General features: G+C 75.4%; 7 protein-coding genes. All 7 read left to right on the top strand.

Annotated elements, in window-relative coordinates; all coding sequences use genetic code 11:
• Positions 1-286: 286 nt before the first annotated feature.
• The 7 genes from ACWFNE_RS18165 to ACWFNE_RS18135 all read left to right on the top strand — a co-directional run bounded on the left by ACWFNE_RS18165 (position 287) and on the right by ACWFNE_RS18135 (position 12,399).
• A complete protein-coding gene (locus ACWFNE_RS18165; protein ID WP_452123825.1) occupies positions 287-1,483 on the top strand; it encodes a DUF1972 domain-containing protein in 1,197 nt (398 codons plus the stop codon).
• Positions 1,480-2,190 carry a hypothetical protein gene (locus ACWFNE_RS18160; protein WP_452123824.1) on the top strand — a complete coding sequence of 237 codons (711 nt, stop codon included), beginning with the start codon at positions 1,480-1,482 and terminating at the stop codon, positions 2,188-2,190. Before ACWFNE_RS18165 ends, ACWFNE_RS18160 begins: the two co-directional genes overlap by 4 nt.
• Before the next feature lie 131 nt (positions 2,191-2,321).
• Positions 2,322-6,500, top strand: a complete 4,179-nt coding sequence (locus ACWFNE_RS18155) for a LamG-like jellyroll fold domain-containing protein (protein WP_452123823.1) — start codon at positions 2,322-2,324, stop codon at positions 6,498-6,500.
• Positions 6,497-7,501, top strand: a complete 1,005-nt coding sequence (locus tag ACWFNE_RS18150; protein WP_452123822.1) for a glycosyltransferase family 2 protein — start codon at positions 6,497-6,499, stop codon at positions 7,499-7,501. Before ACWFNE_RS18155 ends, ACWFNE_RS18150 begins: the two co-directional genes overlap by 4 nt.
• Before the next feature lie 41 nt (positions 7,502-7,542).
• A complete protein-coding gene (locus ACWFNE_RS18145; protein ID WP_452123821.1) occupies positions 7,543-8,553 on the top strand; it encodes a glycosyltransferase family 2 protein in 1,011 nt (336 codons plus the stop codon).
• 1,510 nt (positions 8,554-10,063) lie between these two features.
• Complete coding sequence (locus ACWFNE_RS18140) at positions 10,064-10,870, top strand: polyprenol monophosphomannose synthase (RefSeq protein ID WP_452123820.1); 807 nt, start codon at positions 10,064-10,066, stop codon at positions 10,868-10,870.
• Positions 10,867-12,399, top strand: coding sequence for a glycosyltransferase family 39 protein (locus tag ACWFNE_RS18135; RefSeq protein WP_452123819.1), 1,533 nt, complete (start codon positions 10,867-10,869; stop codon positions 12,397-12,399). Before ACWFNE_RS18140 ends, ACWFNE_RS18135 begins: the two co-directional genes overlap by 4 nt.
• Positions 12,400-12,681: the final 282 nt, after the last annotated feature.

Genomic DNA, 12,681 nt, shown 5'->3' with positions numbered 1-12,681 from the left:
GGGGTGAGGTCGCCGGTGCCGACGCCGCACGGGCGCGCGACAATCGGCCCCGATCAGCAGGGACGAATCTACTCGGGCGCACCGCGGGGTCGTCCCGGCCGTCCGGGTGAAAAGTACGTTTTGCGTGCCGGGGGGCTCCGCACCGTCCGTATCCTTTCGCTGACGATCGAGGGCCGACCGTCGGCCACAGAGCCGGATCCCGCAGGTGCGGGCCGCGCCCGCCCCGCCACCCGCGGGCCGGACGGCTGCACGTCAGCCGCGGTGGGGCAGCACGAGGGGGAGTGTCGTGACGGCAAGGACCAGCCTGCGGATCGCGCTCGTCGGGACGCGCGGCGTACCGGCGCGCTACGGCGGCTTCGAGACGGCCGTCGACGAGGTCGGTCGCCGGCTCGCCGCGCGCGGGCACGAGGTCACGGTCTACTGCCGCTCGACGGGCGAGGAGGCGGCGCCCACGTACGCCGGGATGCGCCTCGTGCACCTGCCCGCGGTGCGCACGCGCTCGCTCGAGACGCTCTCGCACACGGGCCTGTCGGTGCTGCACCTCGCGGCGCACCGGGTCGACGCCGCGATCGTCTTCAACGCCGCGAACTCCCCGTGGCTGCCCGTGGTGCGCGCCGCGCGGATCCCGGTCGCGACGCACGTCGACGGCCTCGAGTGGAAGCGCGCGAAGTGGGGCCCCAACGGACGCCGGTACTACCGCGCCGCGGAGAGCCTCTCGGTGCGCTGGTCGGACGCGCTCATCGCCGACGCGGAGGGCATCGCGCAGTACTACCGCGACGCGTTCGCGGTCGAGACGACGCTGCTGACCTACGGTGCCCCGCGGCTCGACGGCCTGGGCTCCGAGCGGCTGCGTGCGCTGGACCTCGAGCCCGACGGCTACCACCTCGTCGTCGCCCGCTTCGAGCCCGAGAACCACGTCGACCTGATCGTCGAGGGCTACGTGCGCAGCGGCGCGACGCTGCCCCTCGTCGTCGTCGGCGGCGCCCCGTACTCCGACGCGTACACCGCGCGGGTGCGCGGGCTCGCGGACGGCCGGGTGCGCCTCGTCGGGCCGGTGTGGGACCAGGACCAGCTCGACGAGCTGTACGCGCACGCCCGGACGTACCTGCACGGCCACTCGGTCGGCGGCACGAACCCCTCGCTCCTGCGGGCGATCGGGGCCGGCACCGCGGTCACCGCGTTCGACGTGAGCTTCAACCGCGAGGTGCTCGGCGCGGACGGCCGGTTCTTCGCCGACGCGGCCGGCGTCGCGGCGGCGGTCGAGGAGTCCGAGCGGGACGCCGCCGGCACCGCCGCTCGCGCAGCCGGCCTGCGGCTGCGCGCCGACGCCTACGACTGGGACCGCGTGGCCGACGGCTACGAGCAGCTGTGCCACGACCTGCGCGCGCGCCGCGTCCCCGGCCCGCGCCGTGCCCGGCGCCGGCCGGTCGCCCTCGACGGCGCCCCCGCGTCCGTCCCTGCCGACTCGGAGGCGCTGCGATGAGCGAGACACCCACCACCCCGGCGGGGCCCTGGGCCCGGCTGGGTCCCCGCAACCGGCTCGTCGCCGCCGCGCTCGTCGCCGTGGTCGTCGTGGCGCTCGTCGTGTGGGCGGTCGTGCGCGCCGGCGCCGGTGAGCCCGGCGCCGCGGCGTCGCCGACGGCGAGCCCGACGGCCTCGCCGTCCGTGTCCCCGTCGGCCTCGCAGTCGCCCGTCGTCGCGGGCGCCACGACCGAGGGCTCGGAGGAGGCCGCGACGGCGGCACCCGACGCGGCGGCCCCCGTCGACGCCCCACCCGCCGCGGCGCCCTCGCCCAGCACCGTGTCCTCGGCCGTCGGCGAGACCGCGGAGGTCGCGCCGCGCGTCACCGTCACGGTCGACGCGCTCGAGGCCATCCAGGGCGACGGTGACGGGCCCGGGGAGATCGACGGGCCCTCCGTCCGGTTCACCGTGCGCGTGGCCAACGGCTCCGACGCCGGTCTCTCGCTCGTGGGCGCGGTCGTCAACGCGTACTTCGGTGAGGCGCAGACCCCCGGCATCCAGCTGAGCGGCTCGGGCTCGAGCCCGCTGCCGTCCTCGGTCGCCGCGCGCGCCGACGTCACGGGCACCTACGTGTTCCTGCTCCCGGCGGGCGCCACGACCACGCGCGTCGAGGTGTACTCCGTGCCCGGCGCCGCCGTTCTCGACTCCACGGCCCCGACGCCCTCCTGAACGCACCCGTTTGCGCCGACTTTCACCCGGTCGGCAGCCCAGGGTGTCCGGTTCGCGCGGATATCCTACGAATCGGTCCTCCGCGACCGCAAAACCCCCTGTCGACGTTTTTCGTGGCAATCGAGGACCCCATGCGCCAGCACGTTCACCTCGGTCGTCGGCTCGCCGCCGGCCTGACCTCTCTCGTGATGGCGGCCGGCGTGGTCGCCGTCGCCGCGCAGCCGGCTGCGGCCGACACCGCGCCCGCCGACCCGGTCGTCCCCGAGACGGTCGCCGCGGACGGCCTGCCCACCGTCCAGATCGACGGCGTCGTGTGGGACCAGGAGATCGTCGGCAACCGCGTGTACGTGGCCGGCAGCTTCACGACCGCGCGGCCCGCGGGTGCGGCGCCCGGGACGAGCACCGTCCCCCGCTCGAACCTCCTCGCGTACGACCTCACGACGGGTGCGCTCATCACGAGCTTCGCGCCGACGCTCAACGCGCAGGCCCGCAGCCTGTCCGCCTCGCCGGACGGCACGCGGCTGTACGTGGGCGGCGAGTTCACCCAGGTGAACGGCGCGACGCGCTACCGCATCGCCGCGTTCGACGCCGCGACCGGTGCGCTGCAGAGCTTCGCGCCCGTGGTCAACGCCCGGGTCGCGGTCGTCGAGGCGACGAACACCTCGGTCTACATCGGCGGGATCTTCTCGCAGGCGGGCTCCGCGGACCGCGTCCGCGTCGCGCAGCTCGACGCGACGACGGGCCTGGCGACGCCGTTCGCCGCGACACCGGCCGACGGCCAGGTCGCCGCGATCGCGATCTCCCCGGACCGCTCGACCGTGGTCATCGGCGGCAGCTTCACCGCGGTCGACGGCTCGGGCACCCCGGGCTACGGGCTCGCCCGCCTCGACGCGAGCACGGGCGCCTCGCTGCCCCTCGCCGTCAACGGCCTGGTCCGCAACGGCGGCGAGAACGCGTCGATCTACAGCCTGGCCGGCGACGCGCGCGGCTTCTACGGAACCGGTTACGTCTACGGCGCCGGCGGCAACCTCGAGGGCACGTTCTCCGCCGACTGGGAAGGCAACCTGCGCTGGGTCGAGGACTGCCACGGCGACAGCTACGACGTCTACCCGAGCGGTGACGTGACCTACACCGTCGGGCACCCGCACTACTGCGCGACCGTCGACGGGTACCCGCAGACGGAGCCCTGGACGGCGTACTACGCGAACGCGTTCACGAACTTCGTGACGGGCCCCGTGGGGCGCAACCTCTACAGCAGCTACTTCCAGTACGAGGGAAACCCCGGCCCGAGCCTGCTGACGTACTTCCCGGCATTCACGCCGTCGAATTTCACGGGTGCCAGCCAGGCCACGTGGACGGTCACCGGGAACGGCGACTACGTCGTCTACGGCGGCGAGTTCACGCACGTCAACGGCACGCGCCAGCAGGGCCTCGTGCGCATGGCCAAGAAGAGCATCGCGCCGAACAAGCAGGGCCCGCGCCTGTACTCCACGACCTTCCCCGTCTCGGCGCAGTCGCTCGAGGCCGGCGAGGTCCGGATCGCCTGGAACGCCAACTTCGACCGTGACAACGAGACGCTGACGTACCGCGTGCACCGCGGGACCACGGTCATCAACGAGCAGGTCGTGAGCGCGAAGTTCTGGAACCTGCCGCAGCTGGGCTTCGTCGACACGACCGCGGCCCCGGGCAGCACCCAGCAGTACCGGGTCTCGGCCCGTGACGCGTTCAACAACGTGCAGTACTCCGACTTCGTCACCGTGACCGTCGCGACGGACGGCACCCTGACGCCGTACGCCCAGAAGGTCCTCGACGACGGCGCCCGCTCGTTCTGGCGGCTCGGCGAGGCGTCCGGCGACACCGTGCGCGACTGGGCCGGCTTCAACCCCGGCACCGCGCTCGCCGGGGTCACCCGCGGCACCGCAGGTGCGCTCGGGGGCGACCCGGACACCGCGTCGACGTTCGACGGAACTGACACCGGTCGCGTGGCGTCGCAGCGTGCGCAGATGGGCCGCGACGCGTTCACCGTCGAGGCGTGGTTCAAGACGACCACGCGCGCCGGCGGCAAGATCGTCGGCTTCGGCAACCTCGCGAGCGGCAACAGCACGCGCCACGACCGGAACCTGTACATGAACACGTCGGGCCAGGTGCTCTTCGGGGCGTTCCCGGGCACGACGCGCACCGTGCAGTCGCCGACGGCGCTCAACGACGGGCAGTGGCACCACGTCTCCGGCACGCTCGGTGCCGACGGCATGTCCCTGTACGTCGACGGCAAGCGTGTCGCGAGCCGCGCCGACACCGTCAGCGCGCTGGCCTTCGACGGCTACTGGCGCATCGGCGGGGACTCGACCTGGTCCGGCGGACGCAACTTCAACGGCTCCATCGACGACGTCGCCGTCTACGACCGCCCGCTGACCGCGGCCGAGATCGACAGCCACTACGTCCTGTCGGGCCGTGCGTCGACCCTTCCTCCCGCCCCGACCGACGCGTACGGCCAGGCGGTCCACGCGGACTCCCCGGACCTGTACTGGCGGCTGGGCGAGACGTCCGGCACGACGGCTGCGGACTCGGGCGTGCGCAACATCACGGGCGCCTACCGCAACGGCGTCGTGCTCGGGCAGCCGTCGGGCGTCGTCGGCACGACGAACACCTCCGCGCGGTTCGACGGCGTCAACGACACCATGGGCAGCAACGTGCAGTTCGTGAGCCCGTCGGCGTTCACGCAGGAGCTGTGGTTCAGCACGACGTCGACCACGGGCGGCAAGCTCGTCGGCTTCGGCAGCGCCTCGAGCGGGCTGTCCGCGAGCTACGACCGCCACGTCTTCCTCGACGCGACCGGCCGGCTCACGTTCGGCGTCTACCCGGGCACCCAGGTCGAGATCACGTCGCCCGCGGCGTACAACGACGGCGCGTGGCACCACCTGGTGGCGTCGCAGTCCGCGGCCGGGATGCGCCTGTACGTCGACGGCGTGCTCGTCGGCTCCAACGGCGAGGCGCGGGCGCAGACCTACGCCGGCTACTGGCGCGTCGGTGGCGACAGCTCGTGGAACGGGACCCCGGCCTACCTGGCCGCCCGTGTCGACGAGGTCGCCGTCTACGGCCGGGCGCTCACCGACGACGAGGTGCGCGAGCACTTCACGCTCGGCAGCGGCACCACGCCGGCCAACTCCCTGCCGGTCCCGGCCTTCACGGCGACGCCGGGCGAGCGCACGGTCACGGTCGACGGGTCGGCCTCGACCGACTCCGACGGCACCGTCGCGGCCTACGCGTGGAGCTTCGGTGACGGTGGCACGGCGACCGGCGCCACGGCGACCCACCCGTACACCGTGGGCGGCGAGTACACGGTGACGCTCACGGTGACCGACGACAAGGGCGACAGCGCGTCGACCAGCCAGCAGGTCACGGTCACCGACCCGCCGCCGAACGTGCCCCCGGTCGCGGCGTTCACGTCGACCACCTCCGACCTCTCGGTCGCGGTCGACGGCTCGACGTCGTCCGACCCGGACGGCACGGTCGCCGCGTACGCCTGGACGTTCGGCGACGGCGGCACGGCGACGGGCGCGACGGCGACGCACGCCTACCTCGCCGCGGGGACGTACCCGGTCACCCTGACGGTCACGGACAACAAGGGCGCGACGCACCAGCGGACCGCCCAGGTGACCGTCACCGACCCGCCCGTGGTCACCGACCTGGCCCGCGACGCGTTCGACCGGACCGTCGCCAACGGCTGGGGCAACGCGGCCACCGGCGGCACGTGGACGCCCACGACCGCAGCCTCGGGCTTCTCGGTCGCCGCCGGGACGGGCACGCACCGCATGGCCGCGGCGGGCGCCAACGTCGTGAACTACCTCAACGGGGTGTCCTCGACGAACACCGAGGTCACGGTGGCCGTGGTCCCCGACCAGGAGCCCACGGGCGGCGGCACGTACGTGTCGGTGCTCGGGCGCCGCGTCGACGCGACCAACGACTACCGCGCACGCCTGCGGCTCTGGCCGGGCGGCAAGGTCACGCTGCAGCTCCAGCGCGGCGCGACCACCCTGACGGCGGCCGACGTGGCCGGCGTGACCTCGGTCGCCGGCCAGCCGCTGCGGGTCCGCCTGCAGGTCACCGGGACGGCACCGACGACGGTCCGCGCGAAGGTCTGGCGCGACGGGACGGCCGAGCCCACCGCGTGGCAGCTCACGACGACCGACGCCACGGCGGCCCTGCAGGTGCCCGGCTCGATCGGGCTGCACTCCTACCTCTCGGGCTCGTCCACGACGCTGCCCGCGACGGTCGGCATCCGCGACCTGTGGGCAGGTCCGGCGCAGTGACGCACGAGGATGGCGGCGGCGCACGGCCCCTGGGGGCGGGCGCGGGGGAGCCGTCGGCGGCAGACCTGTCGGTCACGGTGGCGGTGCTCACCTACCTGCGGCCCGACGACCTGCGCGCGGTGCTGCCGACGCTCGTCGCGCAGGCCGCCGAGCTGGGGCCCCGGGCCCGCGTGGTCGTCGTGGACAACGACCCCGCGGCCGGGGGCCGGGACGTCGTCGAGGAGGTGGTCGGTGCGCGGTACGTGCACGAGCCGCAGCCCGGCATCGCGCACGGACGCAACCGCGCGCTCGACGAGGCCGCCGGCGACGACCTCCTGGTCTTCATCGACGACGACGAGCGCCCGAGCGAGGGATGGCTGCGCCGGCTCGTCGAGCAGTACCTCGTGGACCGGCCGCTCGCGGTCGTGGGACCGGTGGTCTCGGAGTACGTCGTGCAGCCCGACCCGTGGGTGCGTGCCGGCCGGTTCTTCGACCGGCGCCGCCTGCCGACCGGGACCGCGGTGACCCTCGCGGCGACGAACAACCTGCTGCTCGACATGCGCCAGGTCGCCGCGTCCGGGCTGCGCTTCGACGCCCGCTTCGGCCTCACGGGCGGCAGCGACTCGCTGTTCACCCGGCAGGCGGCGGCGCGCGGTCTGCGCATGGTCTGGTGCGACGAGGCCGTGGTCACCGACGTCGTGCCCCCGAGCCGGGTGACGCGCGCGTGGGTCCTGCAGCGCGCCTACCGGGCCGGGAACACGTGGACCCGCGTGAGCCTCGTCGTCGCCGGGTCGCCCGCCGCACGGCTCCGCACCCGGGTGTCGCTGCTCGCGCTCGGCGGCGTCCGGGTCGCGGTCGGGGCCACCCGCACCGCCCTCGGGCTCGTCACGCGGTCCGCCGCGCAGAAGGCCCGGGGACGCCGGACCCTCGCGCGGGGCGCCGGAGTGCTCTCGGGGCTCGCGGGGAGCGTCTACACGGAGTACGCGCGGCCCGCCGCGCCCGAGCCGGCGAGCTCGCACTGACGTCGCAGGGCGCGGCGCCCGGCCGCGGCACCGGCCCGTCGGTGACCGTCGCCGTGGCGACGTTCCGCCGCCCCGTGACGCTCGCGAGCACGCTGAGCCGGGTCGTCCCGCAGGCGGAGGCTCTCGCGAGCGAGGTGCGGGTGCTCGTCGTCGACAACGACCCCGACGCGAGCGCCCGCGACCTCGTCGTCGGGGACTGGGCCGGTCGCGTCGAGTACCGCCACGAACCGCGGCCGGGCCTGGCCGCCGTGCGCAACCGGGCGCTCGACGAGAGCGCCGCGAGCGACGTCCTCGTCTTCGTCGACGACGACGAGCTGCCGCGGGACGGCTGGCTCGCCCACCTCGTCGACGCGTGGTCGCAGTGGGGGTGCGCGGCGGTCGCGGGCCCCGCGGTCAAGCGGCTCGCGGAGCCCGTCGACCCGTGGGTGCGGGCGAGCGCGTTCTTCGCCCCGCGCGCGACCCGGGTGACCGGTGCCGTGGTGCCGGGCGCCGCGACGAACAACCTGCTGCTCGACCTGCGCGTGCTGCGCCGGCTCGGGCTCCGCTTCGACGAGCGCTTCGGCACGAGCGGCGGCGAGGACACGATGCTGACCCGGATGCTCGGCGCCCGGGGCGAGACTGTGCGCTGGTGCGCGGAGGCCGTGGTCGACGACCCGGTGCCGGCGGACCGTGCGACGCGTGCGTGGGTGCTGCGCCGCTCCTACCGCACGGGCACGACGTGGAGCCGTGTGCACCTCGCCCTGCAGCCGAGCCTGCCGGGGCGTGCGCGGGCGCGGCTCTCGCTCGTCACCCGCGGGGCCGCGCTCGGGGCGCTCGGCGCCGCGCAGGCGCTCACGGGCACCCTGACCCGCTCGCTCGTGCGCCGGGCCCGCGGCGAGGTCCGGGCGGCGAGCGGCTGGGGCGTGCTCGCGGGCGTCGCCGGGCGGACCTACGGCGAGTACGCGCGCGCCGCCGCTCCCGGGGGCGCCGCGGGCGGTGGCTCCGCGGCGGGCGGCTCGGTGCGCAGCAGCGCGAGCCCGAGCGCCGCGACGAGCGCCGGCGCCGACGCGTAGAGCGGGCCGAACAGCAGGTCCCACACGACGAGGAACGTGAGCCAGACCGTCACGCCGCTCGCCTGCTTCGCCGTCAGGGCGCCGGCGAGCGCGAGCACGACGAGGACGAGCACGGCGAGCGCGAGCGCGGCGCCCGCGATGCCGAACGCCGCCCAGAGGTCGCCCACCACCGAGTGCAGCCGGAACTGGGTGCCGAACATGAACCGCTCGACGTACCCGTTGTCGGGGTCGTAGTGGATCGCGGCCATGCCCTCCTTGGCCGTCACGACGTCGCGCGGGCTGGGCAGCGTCCCGGGGCCGAAGCCGAGGGGGCGCTCGCGCATGAGCGCGGCGGTCGCGGCGAGCTCCGGCCGTCCGCCGAGCAGCAGCGAGCCGGACGTGCGGACCTGGGCGAGGGTGCGCTGCTGGGCCGACTCCCCGAGGTGCCCGTCGAGCACGAGCGCGACGCCGAGGTTGTAGGTCGCCGCCACGACGGCGCCCATCACGAGCAGGATCCGTCCGCGCCGGCGCCACGAGCTGCCCTGGGCCTCGACCGCTGCCGGCACCGTCTGCCACAGCAGCAGCGCGGCCGCGACGAGGTAGATCGCGAACGCGGACCGCGAGTCCTGCGTCGCCGAGAACAGCGCCAGCACGACGAGGGCGGCGACGTCGACGAAGCGGCGGCGCGAGAGGCGCACCGCGGACAGCACGACGATCGACACGGGGACCGCGAGAGCGAACTTCCAGGGATTCCCGCCCCACCCGCCCGGGCTCGCGAGCTCGGAGGCGAGCGCGCCGAGCCCCAGCCAGATGCCGACCCACGCGTCGGGCAGCACGGTCCGCGCCCACAGGACGACTCCGACGCCGCCGAGGATGCCGAGGAGCAGCAGCGAGGCGCCGGTGGCCAGCCCCTGGCTCACCGTGTGGTCCGCCGCGGACCACATACTCAGCCACACACCGTTGAGCAGCGCGAGAGCGCCGAGGCCCACGACGAGCCGCGCGCCGGCGAACCGCCGCAGCGCCGGGAGCCACACCGGCAGGAGCGCCACCGCCACGAGGATCCCGGGGACGAGCTCCTGGCCGAGGCGGATGCGCAGCCCGGTGAGCAGGAGGGCCGCGACGGCGATCCACCGGTTGAGCTGGACACCGGGCTGGGCCACGTCGGCGTGCACGACCGAGCGCGGCCGCGGGCGACGCGGCCCCGCGACGGGTGCGCCGACGGGCGTGGCGGCGGGCGCGGTCACGCGTCGTCCCGCTGCGTCGTCGTCCGGGCGCGCCGGATGCGGCGCACGGCCTCGTGCTCGTGCTCGTCGCTCGTGTCCATGTCTCCCCGTCCCGTGCGCCCCCATTCTCCCCCCTCGCGGCGGTGCCCGGCCTCGGCCGATGGGGTGGGCGAATCGGACAAACCTCACCCGGTCGACGGTGTCGGGCCGAGGTTCCCCGCGGCTAGGGTGACGAACGGGACATGGTCCCCGCGGCCGGCACGACGTGTCGCGCACCGCCGACGCAACGGGGAACGAGGGAGTCGACGATGCTGTCCGAGCCTGCCGAGGGGGAGGCGGGCGTCACCGGCACGCATGCCGGGACCCCGCTCGTGGCCATACCCACCTACAACGAGCGCCTCAACATCGAGGACATCGTCGGCCGTGTCCGCGCCGCGGTCCCGGGCGCTCACGTGCTCGTGGTCGACGACGGCTCGCCCGACGGCACCGGCGACCTCGCCGACGCGCTCGCGGCCGCCGACCCGCACGTGCACGTCATGCACCGCACGAGCAAGGCCGGGCTCGGGGCGGCGTACCTCGCCGCGTTCGCGTGGGCGTTCGAGCGCGGGTACGGGGTGGTCGTCGAGATGGACGCGGACGGCTCGCACCTGCCCGAGCAGCTGCCCTCCCTGCTCGAGGCCCTCGACGAGCGGTCCGCGGACCTCGTCATCGGCTCGCGCTGGGTCCGGGGCGGCTCGGTCGTCAACTGGCCGCTGCACCGCAAGCTGCTCTCGCAGGGCGGCAGCATCTACGCGCGCGTGATGTGCGGCATCCCCGTCCGGGACGCGACCGCCGGCTACCGCGCGTACCGCGCGGACTCCCTGCGGCGCATCGTCGCGGACGGCATCGAGAGCCAGGGCTACTGCTTCCAGATCGACCTCGTGCGCCGGGCGCACCACGCGGGCATGCGCGTCGTCGAGGTGCCCGTCATGTTCGTCGAGCGCGAGCGCGGCGAGTCGAAGATGAGCCGGGACATCGTCGTCGAGGCGATGGGGCGCGTCACCCGCTGGGGGTTCGAGCGCCTCACGCACCGCGCGCCCGCCCGCCCGTCGGTCCCGGCCGGCGCCCCGCGATGACGACGCGCGTCCCGGAGGCCGACGAGTCGGCGCCGCGGACGAGCCCGGGGGAGGGGCCGGAGCCCGCGGCCCGCGGCTGGCTGGTGCCGGTGCTCGTCGGCGTCGGCGCGGCGCTGCTGGGGTTCGTCGGGTCGTGGGTGCCCTCGGGCTGGCGGGACGAGGCGGCGAGCCTCTCGGCCGCGACGCGCAGCTGGGCGGCGCTCGGCCGCTACCTCGACGAGATGGACGCCGTGCACGGCGTCTACTACGGCGCGCTGCACCTCTGGCTCGACGTGTGGGGGCCGTCCCTGCTCGCCGCCCGGGCTCTGAGCGCGGTCGGCGTGGGCCTCGTGGCGGCCGGGACCGTCGTGCTCGGACGGTCGCTCGGCGGGGCCCGGCTCGGGCTGCTCGCCGGGGTCGTCGTCGCCGTGCTCCCGCGCACGACGTGGCTCGCGACCGAGGCACGGTCGGGGGCGCTCGTCGCCGCGGCCGCGGTCTGGGCCACGGTCGCGCTCGTGACGGCGCTGCGCCGTGGGACGCTCCGCTGGTGGGCCGTGTACGCGGTGCTCGTCGGCGTCGGGGCGTCGCTGTGGGTCTTCCTCGGGCTGCTGGTCGTCGCCCACGCGATCACCGTGCTCCTCGCGCGGCCCGGCCGTGCGGCGACCGTCCGGTTCGTCGGTGCCGCAGTGCTGGGCGGGGTGCTCGCCGCGCCGGTGCTCGTGCGCTCCGCGGGCCAGACGGGCCAGGTGTCGTGGATCCCCGAGCCAGGGCTGCGCTCGCTGCGCGGCGTCGTCGTCGAGCAGGCCTTCGGCACCGACGGGCTGCTCTCCCTCCCGCTGGCCCTGGTGTGCTGGGCCGCGGTCGCGCTGGTGCTCCTGCGAGCCGTCCGCTCCGGGCGCGACGCCCTCGCGCTGTCGCCGGTCGTCGTCGCGCTGCCGTGGCTCGTCGTCCCGACTCTCGGCGTGCTGGCCTACTCGGTCGTCGCCTCGCCGGTGTACACCCCGAAGTACCTCGCGTTCACCGTGCCGGCCCTCGCGCTGCTCGTCGGCGGGGCCCTGATGCTGCTGCGCGGCCGCACCCAGGTGGCCGCCGCGCTGGCCCTCGTCGTGCTGCTCGCGGTGCCGTCGTACGCCTCGGAGCGCCGCACCACGGCGAAGGACCTCTCGGACTGGGCGCCCGCGGTGCGGCACCTCGAGGCGTCCGCGCGCGCCGGTGACGCCGTGGTCTACACGGACCTGCTCAACGCGAACGGCGACGCGACGTCCTCGGCGCGCGCGATCGCGCAGACCTACCCCGACGCGTTCGACGGGCTCGAGGACCCCACGCGGCTGCCGACCGCGGACCCCGAGGGCGAGGTGTGGGACCGCAGCAGCACCGTCGAGGAGCAGCGCGCGGAGCTCCTGGGCGCGACCCGGGTGTGGCTCGTGGCCGACGCCGGGCTGGCCGTGGACGGCGCGGAGCGCACCGGGCTCGAGAGCCTCGGGTTCGAGGTCGTCGACGAGTGGCAGGGGAACCGCACCGCGGTGCTGCTGCTCGAGCGCGTCGGCTGACCGGCCGCAAGGCCGACGCCTGTGGGCGACGCCTGGGGGCGACGCTCGCGGACGCTCCCGTGGGCGACTCGGGCGGGTGCCCAGGAGCGTCGCTGCCGAGCGGTCGGCGTCGACCCCTGGGCGCCGCTGCTGAGGGCGGCGCGAGGGGGCCCTCGCCTGTCGCTCCCGACCGGTCGGCACCGCGCACCCGAGGTGATGGGCTCCCGACCGACGACCGGCGACCGACGACCGACGACCGACGGCCGACGACCGGTCGACCGGTCGCCCGGTCGACCGACGCCC

The organism is Cellulomonas sp. NPDC055163, assembly GCF_053607065.1.
The sequence above is the reverse complement of the archived record's forward strand: the minus strand, read 5'-3'. Positions and strand labels throughout refer to the sequence as shown.

Excerpts from the sequence above, each read along its gene's own strand:
- ACWFNE_RS18155 (WP_452123823.1), top strand. The coding sequence starts at position 2,322 with ATGCGCCAGCACGTTCACCTCGGTCGTCGGCTCGCCGCCGGCCTGACC.
- ACWFNE_RS18160 (WP_452123824.1), top strand. The coding sequence starts at position 1,480 with ATGAGCGAGACACCCACCACCCCGGCGGGGCCCTGGGCCCGGCTGGGT.
- ACWFNE_RS18140 (WP_452123820.1), top strand. The coding sequence starts at position 10,064 with ATGCTGTCCGAGCCTGCCGAGGGGGAGGCGGGCGTCACCGGCACGCAT.
- ACWFNE_RS18135 (WP_452123819.1), top strand. The coding sequence starts at position 10,867 with ATGACGACGCGCGTCCCGGAGGCCGACGAGTCGGCGCCGCGGACGAGC.